Below are 18,829 nucleotides of genomic sequence, written 5' to 3'. Positions count from 1 at the left end.
ACCAGGGGTGTGTAGAGGGCGGTGACGGTGAGGTCGAAGGCGACGGAGGAGTGCAGGAGTGCTGTGCCGGAGGCGTCCGGGTAGACCTCGCGGGCCCGTTCCAGGTAGGCGCCGACGGAGGCGTGTTCGACCACGACGCCCTTCGGCCGGCCCGTGGAACCGGATGTGTAGATGACGTAGACCGGGTCGTGAGGGTCGACGCGGACACTGTCGAAGGGCGCGTCCTTGTCGGCCAGCGTGGCGGTGTTGTCGATGAGGAGGGTGGGTGAGGCGTCGGAGAGGATGTGTGCGACGCGTTCCGCTGGGTATTCCGGGTCGACGGGGACGTAGGCGGCTCCGGCTTTGGTGACGGCGAGCAGGGCGACGACGAGTTCGAGCGAGCGCGGCAGTTTTACGGCGACGAAGGAGCCCTGGCCCACGCCCTGGGTTTGCAGCCATCCGGCGACCCGCCCCGACCAGGCGTCCAGTTCGCCGTAGGTCAGGGAGCGGTCGTCGCACTGTACGGCCACCGCGTCCGGTGATCTGCCCGCCTGCTCGGTGAACAGTTGGGGCAGCGACACCCCGCGCAGGGCACGGGAAGGTCCCTGCCAGTCCGACAGGACCCGTTCTCGCTCGTCCTCGTCCAGCACCTCCACCTCGGAGACCCGGGACTCGTCGCCGCTGCCGGCCACCCACTCCAGGACCCGGACCAACCGGCCCATGTGACCGACGAGTTCGTCCTCGCCGTACAGCTCGTGGTGGCCGTCCAGTTCGACGCGGATGCCGGCGCGGGAGTCGGCCGTACCGTAGAAGTTGATCTTGAGATCGTTGACGGGGCCGGTGGACAGCGGGTGGGCCACGGCGGGGGTGGTGCCGAACAGGGGCTCGCCCGCGAAGGCCATGATGTTGACGGTCGGGCCGAGGCGGGCCTGGCCGGCGCCGGAGAGACCCAGCTCGTGGATGAGTTCTTCGCCGCGGAAGCGCTGGTGGCGGATGACGTCGGCGAGGGACCGGGACACCTGGGCGGCCAGGACCGGGAAGGGGGTGTCCGGGGTGAGCGTCACCCGCAGGGGCAGCACGTTGACCATGGCGCTCGGGGTGGTCAGGGACGTACGGCCGGTGCGTCCCGCGAGCGGGATCGAGAAGGTGAAGTCGGTGCGGCCCGTCATCCGGTGGAAGAAGGCGGCGGTGCCGGCGAGTGCCAGGGCGGGCCACTGCACGCCGAGGCGGGCGGCCGTCTCGGTGAGGCGGTGGGCCAGCGGGGCCGGCAGGGTGTGGACATGGCGGCGCAGGCTGTGGGTGCTGGTGGAGGTGCGGCCGGCGAGGGAGACCGGGTCGGGCAGGTCCGCGAAGACCTCCTGCCAGTGGGCGCGGTCCTGGGTGTGCCGGCGTGAGCCGGCGTAGGCCGATTCGTCGGCGACGACCCGGTCCAGCGTCGCGAAGCCGGTGGGCGCGGGCTCGTCCCCGGTGAGCAGGGCCGAGTAGAGCGCCGCGACGCGGGCGGCGTAGACGGACTGGCCGAAGCCGTCGAGGACGGCGTGGTGGTAGCCGTGGAAGTACCAGTGCCGGTCGTCGGCGAGGGTGAGCAGGGCCTGTTCGCTCAGGGGGCCGCGGGTCAGGTCGAAGGGCCTGGCCATGCGTGCGTTCATCCAGTGGTGGGCGGCGGCCTCCGGGTCAGAGGCCGTGCGCAGGTCGAGGAACCGCAGGGGTGCGGGTTCGATGGGCTCGACAAGCTGGTGGAGGGTCACTTCCGGGCCGCTGCCGGTGTCCCGTTCCTCCTGGGCGAAGTGTGAGCGCAGGGCCTCGGTCTCCTCGACACCCCGCCGTACCGCCTCGGCAAGGACCTCGGTGTCGACCGGGCCGGCGATCTCGTAGTAGCCGCCGCAGTTGTAGAGGGGGCTGTCCGCGTGCAGGTGCTGGGCGACCCAGATGCCGGACTGCGCGGCGGAGACGGGTCGACGGAGCAGACGGGCTTCGGACATGGCGGTGCGGTCCTCTCAATTCTGCGGAGGTGGTGGACTGCGGGGGGAGGGCTGCGAGCGCGGGGGCGACGGGCAGTGGCGCGGAGGGCCGTGACCGTCAGTCGTCGGAGGCAAGCTCCTCGGCGAGGGCCTTGCTCAGCGCGTCGACGGTGGGGTTGTCCCACATGACCGTCGGGTCCACGGAGATGTCGAGGTGGTCTTCCAACTCGGCGATGACGGACAGGGCGTAGAGCGAGTCGAGCCCGTAGTCGGAGAGCGGCACCGTGGGGTCGATCGCGTCGACCGGGCGTTCCAGATGGGTGGCCACGCAGTCGGTGAGCCAGCGGGCCAGGCTCTCGGCGGTGGGGGTTTCGAGGTCGGACTCGGGCATGGAGCTGTCCTTTTCGGCGAAGCGGGGACGGGTCAGGGGCGGTCGGGAAGTCGGCGTTCGGCCAGGTCGAAGGTGCGGGCGCCGTCGTAGCGGCGGATCAGGTCCGCGTACAGGCGTTGCTGGACGGCGCCCGACGGCTGCGGTGAGCGCCGTGCGGGCGTGGTGAGGATCCGGCCGGGGGCGGCCGCCGCGAGCGCGGGGGCCAGGAGGGCGGCGGCGGGCGGGGCCGTGACCAGTTCCGTGAACGGCAGGGGGCAGGGGGCCGGGCGCGGCCCTCGCGCCGGGCCGAACAGTTCCCGCTGGGCTTCGTTCAACAGCAGCTGGAAGACGGCGGTTTCCCCCTCCCGGATGTAGAAGCGCGACCCCATCAGGACGGACAGGCGGTCGAGGGCGCCCTGGAGGACGCGCGGCACCAGCCCGAGCACCGCCTGTTCGTGGGCGCCCCGCCGGCTGGGCAGCGCGTCCTCGCCGCGGACCGCGAGGCTGGTCAGGACGTCGCACAGCAGCAGGTCGGCGTGGACTCCCGCAAGCACCTCGCGCAGATGGGGGATGTCGATGGCGGGCGCGCCGTAGAGCAGTCGGCCCCGCAGATGGCGCACCGTGACGCGGAGCGCCGAATCGAGGGCGCCGACGCAGGCTCCGACGGCCAGGGCCGTGGCGCGCGGTTCGTTGCCGGGGAGGTCCGCGCGGACGGCACGGCCGAGGCGGGGCGAGCGGCGGTACAGGGCGCGCAGGGCGTGCAGCAAGCCTTCGGGGGTGATGTGCGCGCCCTTCGTGAGGGCGTCGGGGAGCAGGTTTCCGGCCTGTGGGCGGTCCGCCTCGCGTGCGGCCAGGATCGCTCCGAAGCCGCGGGGGTTGGCGGTGTCGTACGGGTCACCCAGGTGCTGTTCGACGGCGTCGGCGAGGCCGGTGGGGGCAGTGACCGTGGTCATCGGGTCGTGCCCTCCATGGGGTCGAGGAGCGAGGGGACCGTGCCGGGCGAGGACAACAGGGCGTCCGCGAGGGCGTCCAGGGCGTCGCGGTCGGCCTCCTCGACGGGTTCGCCGAGGTCGGTGAGGGCCTTCACCAGGCAGCCTTGCAGCCAGGTCTCGTCGATGTGGTCGGGCCGGCGCAGCCACAGGTGGAGCGTGGCCGCCGCGGCGAAGCACAGCTCGTACTGCTCGGCGAGCCCGAAGGCGTGGCCGGGCACGGAACGCGGGGAGTAGCGCACGGCCGCCATCCGCTCGTGCAGCCCGTCCGCGGCCCGCCGAAGCCCGTCCGCCAGGGCGGCGAGCCTGCCGGAGGCGGCGCCGGACGCCGTCAGATCGCGGACGCGGTCCACGGCCGCGGGCAGTGCGGCGACGACGGAGGCGCCGGTGCCGGAGAGCAGGCTGAGGGCGCCCGGGCGGAAGGGGCGCAGCGGGGCCTGGACGTCGGTCGCCTCGGCGAGGCCGTCGTCGTCCCGGCGGCCCTTGCGGTAGCCGCGGGCCAGACGGGGGAACTGGTCGATCAGCGCGTTGCGGTTGACCAGGCTGCTGCCGTCGAAGATGCCGATGATGCGGTGGTCGCGCTCCAGTGTGGCGAAGCGTCCGTGCGGGTCGGCGTCCGTCAGGCCGTAGGGGCCGAGGGTGTGCAGGAGGCGGGCCATGAGGTCGTCGACCTGGGCCGGTACATATGCCTTGGCGACGGCGGAGACGACGCTCATCTCCCCGGTGAGCGCGTGCACGGAGCGCGCCGCGACCACTCCGGTGGCCTCCGCGAGCAGCAGGCCGGCCACAGCCTCACCCAACTCCCGGCGGACGAACGGGACCTTCCCGAGCGGCGTGCCGTCGTCGGTGGCGTCGGCGGTGAACCGGGCGGCCAGGTCCAGGGCGTGGTCGCCCGCGCCGAGGGACATGCCCACGCAGCCCGTGCGGGTCACGTGCAGGGCCTTGAGGATGATCTCGATGCCCTGGCCGGGCTCGCCGATGAGCGCGTCGTACGGCAGCATCGCGTCGTGGAAGACGAGGCCGCTGATGTCGGCGCCGCGGATCCCGTACGTGGGTACCTTCGGCAGCGGTGACAGGGCGCCGGGGGCGAGCCGCGCCTTGTCGACGAGGAAGAGGCTGAAGCCGCGCGGGCCGCCCTCCGGGTCGGTGCGGGCCAGGACGGTGACCAGGTCCGCCCGGGTGATGTTGTTGATCAGCCACTTCTCACCGGTGAGCCGCCAGCCGCCGCCCTCCCGGTCCACCGGGTGGGCGGTGACCTCGCCGGCCAGCAGGTCGCTGCCGTGGTGCCGTTCGGTCAGCGCGCAGGAGACGACCGCGCCCTCGCCGATCCGGCGGCCCAGCCGCGCGGCCCGGGCCGGGTCGCCGGCGATCCAGGTGGAGACGGCCCCCAGATACGTCTTGCCGTGGGCGGCCGCCACCGTCAGGTCCGCCCGGGCCACCGCCCGCAGCAGCTGCGTCACCATGCTGAAGTCGTCGAGCGCGCCGCCGTGTTCGGTGGGCACGTAGTAGCGGGGCATGCCGAACGCGTCGAGCGCGCGGCACGCCTCGGCGGGGAAGGCCTCCCGCTCGTCGAGGGCGGCCAGCCGCTCACCCGAGAACGGGCCGCCGGGCGCGGCCAGTTCGCCGAGGAGACGGAGCAGATCCGCGATGGGGGCGGCCTTGGAGGCAACCGGGGTCGTCGTCATGCCGGCGCCTGCCCGCCGGTCGCGGGCGTGGGCAGCAGCGGGGACCGGTAGTCCGCGTACGTCGGTTCCAGTGCGCCGGCCCGGAAGAGTTCACGCATCGCCGACCGCTGGATCTTGCCGCTGGTGGTGCGGCGCACACCGCCGGGCCGCAGCAGCAGCACGGCTCCGACGGGGGCTCCGAACTCGCGGGCGACGGTGAGCCGCATGTCCGTGGCGAGTTCCCTCAGCCGCTCCTCGTCCTTGATGCCGCGGACCTCGTGCGTGACCACAAGGACGTCGTCCTGGCCCTGTCCGCCCGCGCCGGGGACGGCGAAGCAGGCGCCGACCAGGTTGCCCAGCTCCGGCCGCTGGATCCGCAGTTCGTGCTCGATGTCCTGCGGATAGAGGTTGCGGCCGCGCAGGTTGAGCACGTCCTTGATACGGCCCGTGACGTAGAGTTCGCCCTCGTACAGGGCCCCGAGGTCGCCGGTGCGCAGGTATCCGCTGTCGCCCTCGGCGGTGGTGGCCCGGAACGCGGCCTCGTTGGTCGCCTCGCGCCCCCAGTAACCGTGGCCGACGACGGGGCCGCGCAGCCACAGCTCCCCGACGGCGCCCTCGGGCAGGGTGCGCAGGGTGTCGGGGTCGACGACACGGACCTCGGCGCCGAGCGGCGGTCCGCAGCTGACCACGTCCCGGCCGGGCGCGTCGGCGCCGGCGGTGGGCCGGAACTCGTTGCGTTCGAGGGAACCGGCGTCGACCCGCAGGCTGCTCGGCGGGCTGTCGACCGCGCCGGAGACGAAGAGGGTCGCCTCGGCCATTCCGTAGCTGGGGGCGAGCGTCTCGGCGCGCAGCCCGTAGTTTGCGAAGCGCCGGTTAAAGCGGTCGAGGACGGCGGACCGCACGGGTTCCGAGCCGTCGACGGCGTGCCGCCAGCGGGCGAGGTCGAGCCCCTTGGCCTGTGCGTCGGTGACGCGCCGGCTGCACACCTCGTAGGCGAAGTCGGGTGCGGCGGAGTAGCGGATGTCGAACCGGTCGATCATGTGCAGCCACAGATGGGGCCGCTTGAGGAAGGTGCCTGGGCTCATCAGCAGGGTGGTTGAGCCGATCATCAGCGGCGTCATGATCAGGCCCATCAGGCCCATGTCGTGGAAGTGGGGGATCCAGCCACCGCCGCGCATGGTGTCGTCCAGCTTCATGACCTCGGCGAGGTTGGCCGTGTTGTGCAGCAGATTGCCGTGGCTGATCATCACGCCCTTGGGGTCTCCGGTGGAGCCCGAGGTGTACTGGAGCACGGCGAGGGTGGACTGGTCGATGGGGGGCATCCTCCAGCCGTCGGGGCCCGGGCCGGCGCCGTCGTCGGTGGCCATCAGGGGGATGCGGCCGAGCCCTTCCTCGGCGATCCAGTCCTCGACGTCGCCGCGGGTCGGGGTGTCGGTCAGGATCGCCGCCGCGCCCGAGTCGTCCACGATGCGCCGGACCCGGTGCCGCTCGTGGCGGTATCGACCGGGCAGCGAGGAGGGAACCGCGACGACGCCGGCGTACAGACAGCCGAAGAACGCGGCCAGGAAGTCGAGCCCGGCGGGGTACAGCAGCAGGGCTCGCTCACCGGGCCCGATCGCGGCCCGGTGCAGCCGCACGGCCAGACTCCGGGCCCGCGCGTCCAGTTCGGCATAGGTCAGCCACTGCGCCCCGTCCTCCCGGAGGGGATCCGTCACAAATGCCGCCGCCTCTTTTTCCGGCCGGTTTTCCGCATGCTGCCTGAGCACTGCGGTAACACTGGGGGCGGTGACGATTCCCGCCATATTCGTGGCCTGCCCTTCGTGGTCGCGAACGGGGTTTTCCACACGCCGAATCGGCACTGCCGTGACTTTCTACCGGCTGCCTCAGGGGTGGGGAAGGCGCCTGACAGCAAACTGCACCCGGAGCCCGCCCTCCCTCCAGCAACAGGGACAAAACACTCGTAAGGGCTGGCAGTTCGAGGGTGGCGAGGCCAGTACCGGCCAGCCGACTCCCAGTTGTGGGCCCGCCCGCCGCAGTAGAGTCGAGGCCCGACCGCAATTCCGAAGAAGCTTCCAGCCGCCGAGTGCGCCGCGTTTCAGGGTGTTCGTACCCGGGACTTCCGGCACTCCCCGACTCCCGGATTCCGATGAATTCCATGCCCGGCATCCATGTGCCTTCCGTGCTGGTCACCGGCACCTCTTCCGACGCCCACACCTGGAATCTCGTCTACCTCCAGCTCCTGTTGGAGGAATGGGGCCACGACGTCACCAACCTCGGCCCCTGCGCACCCGACGACCTGGTGCTGCGCTCCGCCGTCGCACTCCACCCGGACCTGATCGTCGTCAGCAGCGTCAACGGCCACGGTCACCAGGACGGCCTCCGGCTGGTCCAGGCCCTGCGCACCCGCCCGGAACTCGCCGACACCACGATCGTGATCGGCGGCAAACTCGGCACCGACGGGCTGCGCAACGTCGGCCAGGTGCGCCGGCTGCTCGCGGCGGGATACGACCGGGTCTTCGACGACGGGGACGTCACGGCGCTCCGTGACATGCTGTCCCGGTTGCCCGTCCGAGTGGTGTCGTGACGCAGGTGCCCTTCGGCGACTTCGTGGCCGGGGCCCGGGCCCGCGGCACGCTCGTCGTCCAGCCCCGGATGGGATTCAGCGATCCCCGGCGGATGCGCGAGGGCCTGGCCCGTACCCGGGCCGCCGACGCCGTCACCGTGGGGACACTGACCCTGGACAGCTACACCCGGGTGCGCGACCTCGCGGCCGCCCACCGGGCCCTGGCCGACGGTGTCACGCTCAACGGCTACCCGATCTGCACCCACCCCCCGGACACCACCCGGGCCGTGCTCGACGGCATCCACGACGCCTCCTTCCCCGTCCAGGTCAGACACGGCTCGTCGCGGCCCGAGCACATCGTCTCCGCGCTGCTCGGCCTCGGCCTGGACGCCACGGAGGGCGGACCGGTCTCGTACTGCCTGCCCTACGGCCGTACCCCGCTGGCGGACGCGCTCGCCGGCTGGCGCACGGCCTGCGCGATGCTCGCCGGGCACACGGGAGACGGCCGGGTGCCGCATCTGGAGAGCTTCGGCGGCTGCATGCTCGGGCAGCTGTGCCCACCGGCCCTGCTGGTCGCGGTGAGCGTCCTTGAGGGACTGTTCTTCGCCCGGCACGGCCTGCGCAGCGTGTCCCTGAGCTACGCCCAGCAGACCAGCCCGCAACAGGACCTGGAGGCGGTCGCCGCCCTGCAACGGCTCGCCGGGGAACTGCTCGGGCCCACCGACTGGCACATCGTGCTCTACGCCTACATGGGCGTCTACCCCCTCTCGCGCGGCGGCGCGCTGAACCTCCTTGAGGCGGCCGCGCGGCTCGCGGTGACCTCGGGGGCCTCCCGGCTGATCGTGAAGACCGCCGCGGAGGCGCACCGCATCCCGTCCGTCGCCGACAACGTGGAGGCGCTGGAGACCGCCGCACGCGCCGCGGCCACCACTCCCGCACCGCCCACCGGCCGCCCCGACGCGGACTCCGAGGTGTACGCCGAGGCCCGCACCCTCGTCCACGCCGTGCTGAACCTGCACGACGACGTGGGCACCGCCCTGCTGACGGCCTTCCGGCGGGGCCTGCTCGACGTCCCCTACTGCCTGCACCCCGACAACGCGGGACGCGCCAGGAGTTTCATCGACCACGACGGGCGGCTCCGCTGGGCGGACACCGGCGCGCTGCCCCTCGCCGGGGTGGCCGTGTCCGCCGCCCGCAAGGTCACGTCCGCCGATCTGCTCGCGGCGCTGTCCCGCGTGCAACGGGCCTACGACTCCGGAGGAACCCCATGACCAGCACCTCGCCGCCGCCCGCCGCGCCGCTCACGGCCGCGCCCGGGCCGACCTGGCGGGGCAGCGGCCTCATGGCACAGCTGCTGATCCTCACCGGCCGCTCGGTCAGGGCGAACTTCACGCACGTCAAGGTCGTCGTCCTCAGCATGCTGCAGCCCGTGTTCATGCTGCTGCTGCTCAGCCAGGTCTTCGGCGCCGTCGTCGACCGCGGGCACCTGCCCGACGGCGTGGCCTACCTGGACTTCCTGCTGCCGGCCCTGCTGGTGACCACCGGAATCGGTCCCGCGGTCGCCTCCGGTATCGGCCTGGTGCGCGACATGGACAACGGGGCGGTGGCCCGGCTGCGCACCCTGCCGATCCACGCCCCGCTGCTGCTGTTCGCCCGCAGCTTCGCCGATCTGCTGCGCACGACCGCCCAGCTGGTGATCCTGGTGGTGGTGGCGGTGGTGTTCCTGGACGCCGATCCGGCGGGCGGGCCGTTCGGGCTGCTGGCCGCGATCCTGCTGACCTGCGTCGTCGTCTGGGCGATGACCTGGATCTTCCTCGCGCTGGGTGCGTGGCTGCGCAACGCCGAGGCCATGCAGAGCGCCGGCTATCTGGTCACGTTCCCGCTGATGTTCGCCTCCAGCGCCTTCGTTCCCAAGGAACGGTTGCCGGACTGGCTCCAGGCACTGGCGACGGTCAACCCGCTGTCGTACGCCATGGAGGCCAATCGCGCCCTCGCGCTCGACGAGCCGCTGGGCGGCCAGGTGTGGTCCGCCCTGGGCGCCGGTGTCCTGGTCGCCGTCGTCGGATCGCTCATCGCCGTACGGGCGTTCATGCGCCCGCCCGCCTGAACCGCATCCTCCGCGCCCCGTCCACGGACGCGGCGCGACCCCCTGCGAGAGACGAAAGAGGCATCGCACCATGTCCGGAACCGGAACAGGCCCGCTCGTCCGCCTCGACGCGACCGTGGCACCAGCCGGCGCCGCCGTCGACTGGCTCACCGCCCGCCGCCTGGAGATCAGGGAGGCGGTCGCCCGCGACGGCGCCGTCCTGGTGCGCGGACTGCGCCTGGACAATCGGGTGACCGCCGTCGCGGCCGTCGGCCGGATCATCGGCGAACCGCTGATCGAACGCGAGGGGTTCGCGCCGCGCGACACCTACGGACAGGGCGTGTACTCCTCCTCGCACTGGCCGGCCGACCAGCCGATGTGCATGCACCACGAGCTGAGTTACGCGCCGTCGGCCCCCCGGCTGATGGCGTTCGCCTGCCTCACCCCGCCCGCCGACGGCGGCATCACCGCGATCGCCGACAGCCGGGCCGTGCTGCGCGACCTGCCGGAGGACCTTGTCGCCCGCTTCGAGCGGCACGGCTGGTGGCTCACCCGCCACTACAACCCGTTCGTCGGGATCACCTGGCAGGACGCCTTCGGCACCGACGACCCTGCGGCGGTGGACCGCTACTGCGCCGAGCACGGCATCGAGGCACGCTGGGACGCCGACGGCGCGCTGCGCACCGTACAGACCCGTCCGGCCGTCGTACGGCACCCGGAGACGGGTGAGCGGTGCTGGTTCAACCAGATCGCGTTCCTCAACGAGTGGACGATGGCTCCGGAGGTCCGTGAGTTCCTCACGGCGGAGTTCGGCCCGGAGGGCCTGCCCTTCAACACGTTCTGCGGCGACGGCACACCGCTGGACCGGGCGAGCGTCGACCTGATCAACGAGGTGTACGAGAAGCACACCGTCCGCGAGCCGTGGCGGCGTGGCGATCTCCTCGTGATCGACAACGTCCGCACGGCGCACAGCCGCGAACCCCACCGGGGAGAACGGGAGATCGTGGTCGGTCTCGGCGAACCGTTCCAGCCGTGACCGAGGAACGGCAAAGGGGGCCGCACCCGGGATCCCGGGTGCGGCCCCCTCTGCCGTTCCGGGTCAGTGGAAGCTCAGGGTGCGGTACACCGTCACGTTGCCGGCCAGTTCCTGGCAGGCCTGCGCGGCCGCGGTGAGCCGGCCGTGGCAGTGCGGCGAGGAGGTGTCCAGCAGGATCCCGAGCGTGGTGCCGCTGTGCCCGACGACCACACCGAGACCGCCCACCTCGCGGCAGACCGCGATCATCGGCTCCAGCGACCACTTGTGCCGCAGCATCTGGTTCATCCGGGCGCTCGCGGTCGCCACCGCGCCGACCTCGGCCAGGTCCCGCCGGGCCACGGCGCCGCTGATCCGGTCCAGGAGCCGGACGTACTCCCGCTTGTCCGCCGCCGTGAACGGCTTGGGGATGCTGTTGAAGTCGACCGTGTCCACCGCGCCGCCCTCGTCGACGCTGACCACCGCCATCGACGGCAGGGAACCGAGCCGGGCGCGCAGCCGCACACTGCGGTGGTGGAAGGCGACCACCGACGGGTACAGCACCCCGTCGGTCGGTTCGATCCTGGCGAGATACGACTCGATGCGGCGCGGCGGCATGGGTTCTTCCAGGGCGTTGGCGACGGCCCGGGCCGTCGCCACCAGGTCCGCCGAGGAACTGGCCAGTCCCTTGCCCTCGGGCAGCGTGCTGTCGATCTTCAGCACACCGCCCGCGGGCCGCCCCGCGTCCTCCATGATCATCGACGTGAGCCGCAGGGCTTTCTTCTTGTGCGGGGGCCACACCTGAAGTGCGTCGGTGTGCGGGGCCACCTCGAAGCGGGCCACGGCCCACCGGGCGACGGGCAGGGTGACCAGGAAGTCGCCGTCCGCCTCCGGCAGGACGCCCTGGAGAAGCTCACCGAACGTGCCGAAGGCCGAGCTGACCCCGGTGGCGGCCACACGGCGGTAGTCCGCGGGCAGCGTCCTCGTGTCGATCGTCGTCACCCTGCTCCTCCTAGTCCCGGCGCGCGGGCCTCGGGCAGTCGGCCCGCACCAGCGCGGCGGTGTCCGCCGCCCGTGTGCTGACGAAGTAGTGCCCGCCCTGGTCGAGTTCGTGGAGGGTCACCCGGTCGGATACGGCCTTCCAGTCGCCGTGGCCCTCGTCGAACCGCGCCGTCGAGGCGTCGTCGCGGGTGACGACCACGTCGATCGGGGCGTCGATGCGGTGGCTCTCGGAGTCCTCACGGATCCGGATCAGATGGCTGTTGGCGGTCAGTACGTCGTGCCGGTAGGCCCGTCCGACCACATCGGCGCGTTCCGGCTTGAGTTCGTCCAGCTCGACGTACGCGTTGTCGGCGCGCAGCCGGGACAGCAGGGTCCTGTTGTCCGCCTCGGAGACGTCCGCCATCTCCGCGCGCAGCGCCCCGGTGTCCTCCAGCAGCAGCGCGCCGACGAAGACGCGCTCGGCGGGACGGCCCGCCTCCTGGAGCAGCCGGGCCGTCTCCAGGGCCGCCGCCGCGCCGGCGCAGTGGCCCCACAGCAGCACGGGCGTGGTGACCCGCTCGGTGATCTCGTCCCGGACCCGCCGGGCGATCTCCGGGACGTCCGCCATCGGCTCGTCGCCGCCCGCGAAGTCATGGCCCGGCAGTTCGACACCCAGCACGGCGATGCCGTCCCGCTCCAACTCGGCTGCCAGCGAGCGGAAGTTGACGGCGTTGCCACCCGCGTAGGGGAAACACACCAGGGTGCGGTGCGGATCCCGGGCGTTCGCCAGCGGCTGCAACAGGCCCTGGGCGGCGACCCGTTCACCGCCCCGCCCGCGTTCGTCGAGCACAGCCCCGAGATCGGCGAGTACGGGATGGGCGACCAGGTCCTTCAAGGACAGCGCCCGGTCCAGCTGCACCAGCAGACGTACCGCGGCCAGCGAGGTCCCGCCCAGCTCGAAGAAGTCGTCGGCCCGTCCGATGCGCTCCAGCGGTACGCCCAGCACCTGGGCCCACAGCATGGCCAGCCGCTGTTCGGCGGGCGTGCTGGGGGCCGCGTAGGCCGCGCCGCCGTGGCCCAGGGTGCCGGCCAGCCGGACCAGGGCCTTCTTGTCGATCTTGCCGTTCTCGGTGAGCGGCAGCCGCTCCAGCCGGTGGAAGTACGTCGGGACCATGTACTCGGGCAGCAGCCCGGCAAGGAAGTCCCGGGCGCGTTCGGTGGTCGGCTCGGCGTCCGCCCCGGCACCGCCGTCGCCGCCGCTGAAGAACGCCACGAGGTTGCGCTGCACGTCCCCGGCACCGTCGATGACGACCGCGGCCTCGCGGACGCCCGCCAGACCCAGCAGCTTGTTCTCGATCTCGCCGATCTCGATCCGGAAGCCCCGGATCTTCACCTGCTCGTCCCGCCTGCCCAGGTACTCGATCCGTCCCTCGGGCAGCCAGCGCCCGAAGTCGCCCGTGCGGTACATCCGGGTGCCCGGACGGAACGGGTCGGGCACGAACGCCTCGCGGGTGCGGTCCTCGTCGTTGATGTAGCCGCGGCCCACGCAGACCCCGGAGAACGCGATCTCCCCGGGTGAGCCGAGCGGCACCAGCGCCAGGTTCTCGTCGAGCACATACGTGTTGACGTTGCGCAGGGAGCGGCCGACGGTGACGAAGTCACGGTCCGGCACCCGGTCAAGGACCTCGTGCATGGTGTCGTCGGACACCTCGGTGGCGCCGTAGGCGTTGACCAGCTTGATGCCCGGGTACAGGGCGAACCACCGTTGCACCAGCTCGTACTTGAGGGCTTCCCCGGTGACCGACACCGTGCGCAGCGCCCCGAGGGGGCGGGGGTGCTGTTCCAGATGGGTGAGGAGCACCTCCAGGTAGGAGGGGACGATCTGGATGACGGTGACCCGGCCCATGACGATCTCGTCGAGGAAGCCGGCGACGTCGAGCAGTGCGTCCGTGTCGACGACGCGTACGCTGCCGCCGACCATCAGCGGCGCCGCGAACTGCCACAGGGAGATGTCGAAGCACTGTGAGGCGGTCTGGGTGACGACCTCGGCGGTCCCGTTGGTCATCTCCATGTCGTCGAGCTTCATATGGAGATGGTTGAGCATGCCGGCGTGCTCGCACAGGGCGCCCTTGGGGGCGCCGGTGGAACCGGAGGTGAAGTAGATGTAGGCGGCCCGACCGGGTTCGATCGGTACGCCGGGGGCCTCGTCCGAGACGCCGGAGGCATGGATCTGCGGTACGGACAGCACGGCCGGCGCGCGGCCGGTGAGTTCACCCGCCCGTTCCGCCAGGGCCGCGCTGCCGGGCTCGGTGAGCACGAACGCACAGTCGCTGCGGCTGAACTGGGCCGCCACCCGGTCGGCGGGGAAGTCGGGGCGTACCGGGAGGTAGACGCCGCCGGCCTTGAACACACCGAGTGCCGCGGCGATCCAGTCGAGGGTGCGGTCCATGACCACGGCGACGACGTCCTCGGTGCCCACGCCGGCGTCCAGCAGCGCATGGGCGATCCGGTTGGCCCGCCGGTCGAGTTCCCGGTACGTCCAGTGGACGGAGCCGTGCACGGCGGCCACCGCGTCCGGCACCTCGCGCACCCGGTCCTCGAAGTGGTCCACGAAGGTCCGGTCGGACAGGTCGACGCGCGGGCCCGCGAGGCCGTGCAACTGGGTGTCGACCTCCTCGTCCGACAGCAGGCTCCGGCCGTGGTGGGGTGCGGAGGTGTCCGCCGCGAGCAGGTGCAGCGCGCGCAGGTGGTAGCCCGCCAGCCGGCGGGCGTACCCCGCGTCGAAGTGGGCCTGGTCGTAGACCAGCCGCAGCGCCAGTCCGGCGGGGTCCCGGTCGAAGGCCGCCTTCAGCACGACGCCGTCGTCGAGGCCGCCGTCCCCGGCAGCCGCGTCGGAGCGGTCGTCGCAGGACGCGGTGGCCGGCGGGGCGAGGCCCGACAGGTCGAACACCACCTCGGGGCGGGCCTCCGCGTGGTGCGCCGCGGCCAGCGCCTGACCGGCGAGGGCGGCGAGCTGGGCCCAGGAGGAGTCCGTGACGGTCAGGCGCAGCGGCGCCTCGGCCCGGTCGGCCGCCGGGACCAGGCCGATGAGCAGGTCGGGTTCGGCGGCCACCGTCGCCAGAACCCGGGCGTGCGCGGCGAGCAGCAGTGCCGGCAGTCCCGCGCCGGTGTCGGCGGCGCGCTCCATGAGGGCCCGGGTGAGCGAAGCGGGCAGCTCCTCCCGGTGCTCAGCCGCCCCGTGCTCGTCGCTGCCCGGCATGGTCCATCTGGGGATTCTGGTGTACGTCTGCTGAGTGCGGTGCCCGCTCATCGGCCCCCGTTCCCTTCCTCCGGCGTCGCCGGCTCCTCCAGTTCGATCCTGATCAGTCGTGCGGCCGGCTCCGCGCGGGACGCCGCCTGCGCGGCACTGGTGCCCGTGGCGACCACACAGCCCAGGCGGTCCTGGAACGAGTGCGTGATCCGCACCTGCCGGCCGATGACCGTGGTGGGCACGGCCACCACGACTCCCGGCGCCGCGCCGGCGTCCTGGACCCCGCTCACGGACGTGACCCGTCCCTCGCCGGTCGCCATGACGAACCGCACGGCGGCGTGGCCGGCCGCGGCTCCGGAGGCCGCGGGAGGCGCCGTGTCCTGGCCCGCGGCGCGGGCGATCACGGCGTCCACCAGGTCCGTCCCGGTCGCGGCCCGCACGGCGACGGGGATCATGCCGCCGGCGAGCCGGGGGTTGACCTCGATGATCACGGGACCGTCGGCGGACCGGCGGATCTCGGTGTGGGCGGCACCCCAGCCGAGCCCGAGGGCCTTGAGGGCCGCCAGCGCCGTGTCGCCGAGTTCGGCAGTGGTCCCGGGGTCCACGGGGGCGGGGACGTCGTGGCCCGTCTCCACGAAGTGCGGCGCGGGGCCGGTGCGTTTGGCGACGACGGTGACGACGTCGCCGTCGAAGGTCTCGACGGAGAACTCCGGCCCGTCGACGGCGGCCTCCACCAGAATGCGGCCCGGCACGGCGTTGCCCCGCTCGTCCGTCGCCCGGTCGAGCAGCCGGCGCGCCCACTCCTCGGTCTCCGCCCGGTCCCGGCACAGCCGTACGCCGAGGGATCCGGAGCCGCTCACCGGCTTGAGCACCACCGGATGCCCGATGGTCTCGGCCGCCTCCACCGCCGCGGCCACGTCACGGACCGCGGTCCAGGCGGGCACCGGCACCCCGTGGGCGGCGAGCGCCGCCCGCTGGAGGTCCTTGGCCCGGCAGCGGGCGATCGCGTCGCCGTCGGCTGCGGGCAGTCCGAGCCGGGCCGCCGTCCGGGCGGCGTCCGCCACGAAGTACTCGGAGCTGGAGATGACCCCGGCCAGTCCGGCGCCCTCCGCCAGACGCCGACAGGCCGCCACCACGGCCTCCAGGTCCGAGGTGTCCAGGACCAGGGTGTCGACGGCGTCCTCGGTGACGTAGGGATACCGGCCGGGGGCCCGGGTGAGCAGCACCGGCCGCAGCCCTCGGGCCCGTGCCGCCGCGCAGAACTCCCGTCCCGTCCCGGTGGTGTTGCTCTCCAGAAGGGCGAACCAGCGGACCGCCGTACCGTTCATCGCTCTGCTCCCTTGTCCCCTGCGCCGGTCACGGCGGCGACCGCCGTGTCGAGGGCGTGTTCCGCCCGCGCCAGCCGGGCACGGTACCGGGCGAGCCGCGCGGCGTGCTCCGTGCACCGCTCCCGGAGTTCGTGGACGACGCTGTCGCACGCCCCGGGGCCACCACCCCGGTCGTGCTCGGCGACGAGCTCGGAAAGCGGCGGAACGTCCGCGCTCACATCGGCCCGCAGGCCCTCCGGCAACGCGATCTTCGTCAGCTCGGACTCGCCGGCCTCGACGGCCTCGCGTACCGCGGCGCCCACCACATGGTGCGCGGTGCGGAACGGAATGCCCTGCCGCACCAGCCGGTTGGCGATCACGGTGGCCGTCACGAAGCCCTCCCGGGCCCGCTGCTCCATCCGCCGGCCGTCCGGGCGGGCACCGCTCACCAGCACCTGGGCCAGCAGCACACTGTCGCGCACGGTGGCCAGCGCCGACCAGGCGCCGCCGACCGCCTCGGTGCCGACCTCGATGGAGTTGGTGAACGGCGTCGACTTCATGGCGGCGGCCGAGGCGGCCCATGCCCCCACGGCGGTCGCCGACTTGGCCTTCACATGCTCAAGGAGGAACGCGTTGCGCTTCTGCGGCATGGCCGAACTGCCGCCCACCAGCCGCTCGGGGAACTCCACGAAGCCGAACTCCTGGGTGCTCCACAGCTGCAGATCGGTGGCGAGCCGGCTCAGGGTGAGCCCCGCACCGGCCGCCGCAGCGAGGGCACGCAGCAGCGTGTCCCGTGAGGCCACCGCGTCCATGGCGTGCAGCGGCGGCCCGTCGAAGCCGAGCAGTTCGGCCGTGCGGGCCGGATCGATGGGCAGGTCCGTGCCCGACACGGCGCCGGCGCCGAGCGGACAGCGGCTCTGCTCCTCGACGGTGTGCCGCAGCGCCACGATGTCCCGGTCAAGCGCGGTCGCGATCCCGGCGAGGTAGTAGCCGTAGGTGACGGGCATCGCCGGCTGGAAGTGGGTGTAGACCGGCATGACCACGTGCCGGTGGGCGCGGGCGCGGGAGAGCAGTACGCCCTGGAGGCGCAGCAGTTCGCCGAGCAGGTCCGTCAGGTCCTCGCGCAGCCGCATCGCGGTGATGGTCGCCTTGATGTCGTTGCGCGAGCGGCCGGTGTGCAGCTTGCCGCCGACGTCCGCGCCGAGCCGTTCGATGAGGTGGCTCTCGTACATCAGGTACAGGCCGCGCGGCGCGGGCCGGTCGTACAACTCCCGGAACCCGTCGGCGCGCAGTGCGGTGACGGCCCGCAGCAGGGCGGCGGCCGCGTCCCGGGGCAGCAGCCCGCACTCGGTGAGCATCACCACGTGCGCGAGGTCGATGACCGAGGTGTGGCCGAGTTCCCGGCGGATGTCGTCCGGCCCCGGTTCGCCGTAGACGACGCGGGCGGTGCGGGCGCCGAGCGTGCGGGTGAGCCGGCCCGTGCCGCTCATGACAGCACCGGGTCGGGCAGGGATCCGCCGGAGCGCGGCACGGTGCCGTGCACGTCCTCGTAGGTACGCCGCCCCCAGAGCATCCGGGTCCAGCTGTGGCCGGCGTCGGCCGGCGAGTCGACCAGGACCGGCTCGGCGGGCGGGTGGGGCAGCGCGTGGCCGTTCTCGGCGAGCCAGGCGTCGTCGTACACGGTCGCCTGGTAGCGGTAGCCCTCGTCGGGGAGCAGCACGACGCACAGTCCGTCGGGGTTGCGGTCGGCCCACCACCGGGCGGCCAGGTAGGCGGCGCCGCTGGTCGGCCCCTGGAACAGTGCGTGGGTGGCGTGCAGTCGCCTGGTGCAGGCGTACGCCTCGGGCGCCGAGCACCAGTGCACCTCGTCGAAGGTGGAGTGGTCGAGGTTGGCCGGCCACAGGCTGTTGCCGAGGCCGCGCAGGGCGCGGGGCCCGTCGGGCTGGCCGAAGAGGACGCTGCGGTGGCTGTCGACGCCGATGGCCTGAGTGTGCGGGGTCAGTTCGCGCAGTCCGCGGGTGGTGCCGCACATCGAGCCGCCCGAACCGACCGGCCCGACCAGGCAGTCCACGGTGCCGAGCGAGCGGGCGATCTGCTCGGCGACCACCCCGTAGGAGCGCGGGTTGTCGGGGTTGCTGTACTGCTCGGGGCAGAAGGTCGAGGGGAGTTCCGCGCGGAGCTCGGCGAGCCTGCGCAGCCGTGCCTCCTGGTAGCCGCCGACCGGCGCGGGCTCCTGGCAGATCTCCACCGCGGCGCCGAGATCGGTCAGTCTTCGGTAGAGGTTGGCGTCGATCGCGGGGTCGCTGACGAGGATCAGCTCACGCTCCATGAGGGCGGACTGCATCGCCAGCGCGAGGCCGAACGTCCCCGACGTGGTCTCCACGATCACCGTGCTGGCGTCCAGCTCGCCCCGGGTGCGGGCGCGCCGCAGGATGTAGCGCGCGGGCAGCAGCTTCATGAGGGAGAAGACCGCGCCGTACAGGTTGGGGCCGAGCCGGACGAGACGCGGCATCATCGTCGCCTCGGTGATCGAGTGGTACGTCGGCGTGATCGCCGTCATGAAGGGCTCCCTGGAGGATCAAGACCGTCAATGGTGGTGCGGGGTGAAGTCCCGTCGGGCGTCGCGCCGTTCGCGGATCCACCGCCGTACCCGCGCGGTCCACGGCA

Annotated in this window: 14 protein-coding genes; 4 read left to right on the top strand and 10 right to left on the bottom strand. The window is 72.7% G+C overall.

What is annotated here, in order from left to right:
* From ACIRFL_RS33430 to ACIRFL_RS33410, 5 genes are all read right to left on the bottom strand, one after another.
* Positions 1–1,961, bottom strand: a 1,961-nt coding sequence (locus ACIRFL_RS33430) for a condensation domain-containing protein (RefSeq protein WP_404036033.1), incomplete at its 3' end; no start/stop codon positions are given.
* 97 nt (positions 1,962–2,058) lie between these two features.
* Positions 2,059–2,331 (bottom strand): acyl carrier protein, encoded by a 273-nt coding sequence (locus ACIRFL_RS33425; protein ID WP_404036030.1) that lies wholly within the window; start codon positions 2,329–2,331, stop codon positions 2,059–2,061.
* Positions 2,332–2,363: 32 nt separating this feature from the next.
* A complete protein-coding gene (locus ACIRFL_RS33420; RefSeq protein WP_404036027.1) occupies positions 2,364–3,263 on the bottom strand; it encodes a hypothetical protein in 900 nt (299 codons plus the stop codon).
* Positions 3,260–4,984, bottom strand: coding sequence for an acyl-CoA dehydrogenase family protein (locus ACIRFL_RS33415; RefSeq protein ID WP_404036025.1), 1,725 nt, complete (start codon positions 4,982–4,984; stop codon positions 3,260–3,262). The genes ACIRFL_RS33420 and ACIRFL_RS33415 overlap by 4 nt, the downstream gene beginning before the upstream one ends.
* Entirely contained in the window at positions 4,981–6,765 is a 1,785-nt protein-coding gene (locus ACIRFL_RS33410; RefSeq protein WP_404036022.1) for a fatty acyl-AMP ligase, read from the bottom strand. Before ACIRFL_RS33410 ends, ACIRFL_RS33415 begins: the two co-directional genes overlap by 4 nt.
* A gap of 353 nt (positions 6,766–7,118) precedes the next feature.
* Here ACIRFL_RS33410 and ACIRFL_RS33405 point away from each other — a divergent pair, with 353 nt between their 5' ends.
* The 4 genes from ACIRFL_RS33405 (at position 7,119) to ACIRFL_RS33390 (ending at position 10,648) form a co-directional block, all read left to right on the top strand.
* Positions 7,119–7,547 carry a cobalamin B12-binding domain-containing protein gene (locus tag ACIRFL_RS33405; protein WP_404036019.1) on the top strand — a complete coding sequence of 143 codons (429 nt, stop codon included), beginning with the start codon at positions 7,119–7,121 and terminating at the stop codon, positions 7,545–7,547.
* The gene (locus ACIRFL_RS33400) at positions 7,544–8,797 is read left to right on the top strand and encodes a methylaspartate mutase (protein ID WP_404036016.1); all 1,254 of its coding nucleotides are present in this window, start codon (positions 7,544–7,546) and stop codon (positions 8,795–8,797) included. The genes ACIRFL_RS33405 and ACIRFL_RS33400 overlap by 4 nt, the downstream gene beginning before the upstream one ends.
* On the top strand, positions 8,794–9,633 hold the full coding sequence (locus ACIRFL_RS33395; protein WP_404036013.1) for an ABC transporter permease: 840 nt from the start codon (positions 8,794–8,796) through the stop codon (positions 9,631–9,633). Before ACIRFL_RS33400 ends, ACIRFL_RS33395 begins: the two co-directional genes overlap by 4 nt.
* 70 nt (positions 9,634–9,703) lie before the next feature.
* The gene (locus ACIRFL_RS33390; protein ID WP_404036010.1) at positions 9,704–10,648 is read left to right on the top strand and encodes a TauD/TfdA family dioxygenase; all 945 of its coding nucleotides are present in this window, start codon (positions 9,704–9,706) and stop codon (positions 10,646–10,648) included.
* A gap of 63 nt (positions 10,649–10,711) precedes the next feature.
* Here the strand turns inward: ACIRFL_RS33390 and ACIRFL_RS33385 are convergent, their stop codons facing one another.
* From ACIRFL_RS33385 to ACIRFL_RS33365, 5 genes are read right to left on the bottom strand one after another with little or no spacing between them, the layout of a single operon-like run.
* Positions 10,712–11,626 carry a kinase gene (locus tag ACIRFL_RS33385; protein WP_404036007.1) on the bottom strand — a complete coding sequence of 305 codons (915 nt, stop codon included), beginning with the start codon at positions 11,624–11,626 and terminating at the stop codon, positions 10,712–10,714.
* A 10-nt stretch (positions 11,627–11,636) separates the two neighbouring features.
* Positions 11,637–14,915 (bottom strand): amino acid adenylation domain-containing protein, encoded by a 3,279-nt coding sequence (locus tag ACIRFL_RS33380; protein ID WP_404036004.1) that lies wholly within the window; start codon positions 14,913–14,915, stop codon positions 11,637–11,639.
* Positions 14,912–16,183 carry an ATP-grasp domain-containing protein gene (locus ACIRFL_RS33375; RefSeq protein WP_404036001.1) on the bottom strand — a complete coding sequence of 424 codons (1,272 nt, stop codon included), beginning with the start codon at positions 16,181–16,183 and terminating at the stop codon, positions 14,912–14,914. The genes ACIRFL_RS33380 and ACIRFL_RS33375 overlap by 4 nt, the downstream gene beginning before the upstream one ends.
* Positions 16,180–17,652, bottom strand: coding sequence for an argininosuccinate lyase (argH, locus tag ACIRFL_RS33370; protein WP_404035998.1), 1,473 nt, complete (start codon positions 17,650–17,652; stop codon positions 16,180–16,182). The genes ACIRFL_RS33375 and argH overlap by 4 nt, the downstream gene beginning before the upstream one ends.
* The gene (locus ACIRFL_RS33365) at positions 17,649–18,722 is read right to left on the bottom strand and encodes a cysteine synthase family protein (protein ID WP_404035995.1); all 1,074 of its coding nucleotides are present in this window, start codon (positions 18,720–18,722) and stop codon (positions 17,649–17,651) included. The genes argH and ACIRFL_RS33365 overlap by 4 nt, the downstream gene beginning before the upstream one ends.
* Between the last annotated feature and the right edge of the window lie 107 nt (positions 18,723–18,829).

Source organism: Streptomyces sp. NPDC102462 (assembly GCF_044765425.1).
GTDB lineage: Bacteria > Actinomycetota > Actinomycetes > Streptomycetales > Streptomycetaceae > Streptomyces.
Note: the sequence above shows the minus strand (reverse complement) of the source record. Positions and strands in the feature narration are given on the sequence as shown.

What these genes read in the sequence shown, in the direction of transcription:
- ACIRFL_RS33375 (WP_404036001.1), bottom strand. Translation starts at nt 16,183, where the DNA reads ATGAACGGTACGGCGGTCCGCTGGTTCGCCCTTCTGGAGAGCAACACC.
- ACIRFL_RS33425 (WP_404036030.1), bottom strand. Translation starts at nt 2,331, where the DNA reads ATGCCCGAGTCCGACCTCGAAACCCCCACCGCCGAGAGCCTGGCCCGC.
- ACIRFL_RS33365 (WP_404035995.1), bottom strand. Translation starts at nt 18,722, where the DNA reads ATGACGGCGATCACGCCGACGTACCACTCGATCACCGAGGCGACGATG.
- ACIRFL_RS33410 (WP_404036022.1), bottom strand. Translation starts at nt 6,765, where the DNA reads ATGGCGGGAATCGTCACCGCCCCCAGTGTTACCGCAGTGCTCAGGCAG.
- ACIRFL_RS33420 (WP_404036027.1), bottom strand. Translation starts at nt 3,263, where the DNA reads ATGACCACGGTCACTGCCCCCACCGGCCTCGCCGACGCCGTCGAACAG.
- ACIRFL_RS33405 (WP_404036019.1), top strand. Translation starts at nt 7,119, where the DNA reads ATGCCCGGCATCCATGTGCCTTCCGTGCTGGTCACCGGCACCTCTTCC.
- ACIRFL_RS33415 (WP_404036025.1), bottom strand. Translation starts at nt 4,984, where the DNA reads ATGACGACGACCCCGGTTGCCTCCAAGGCCGCCCCCATCGCGGATCTG.
- ACIRFL_RS33390 (WP_404036010.1), top strand. Translation starts at nt 9,704, where the DNA reads ATGTCCGGAACCGGAACAGGCCCGCTCGTCCGCCTCGACGCGACCGTG.
- ACIRFL_RS33395 (WP_404036013.1), top strand. Translation starts at nt 8,794, where the DNA reads ATGACCAGCACCTCGCCGCCGCCCGCCGCGCCGCTCACGGCCGCGCCC.
- argH (WP_404035998.1), bottom strand. Translation starts at nt 17,652, where the DNA reads ATGAGCGGCACGGGCCGGCTCACCCGCACGCTCGGCGCCCGCACCGCC.
- ACIRFL_RS33380 (WP_404036004.1), bottom strand. Translation starts at nt 14,915, where the DNA reads ATGAGCGGGCACCGCACTCAGCAGACGTACACCAGAATCCCCAGATGG.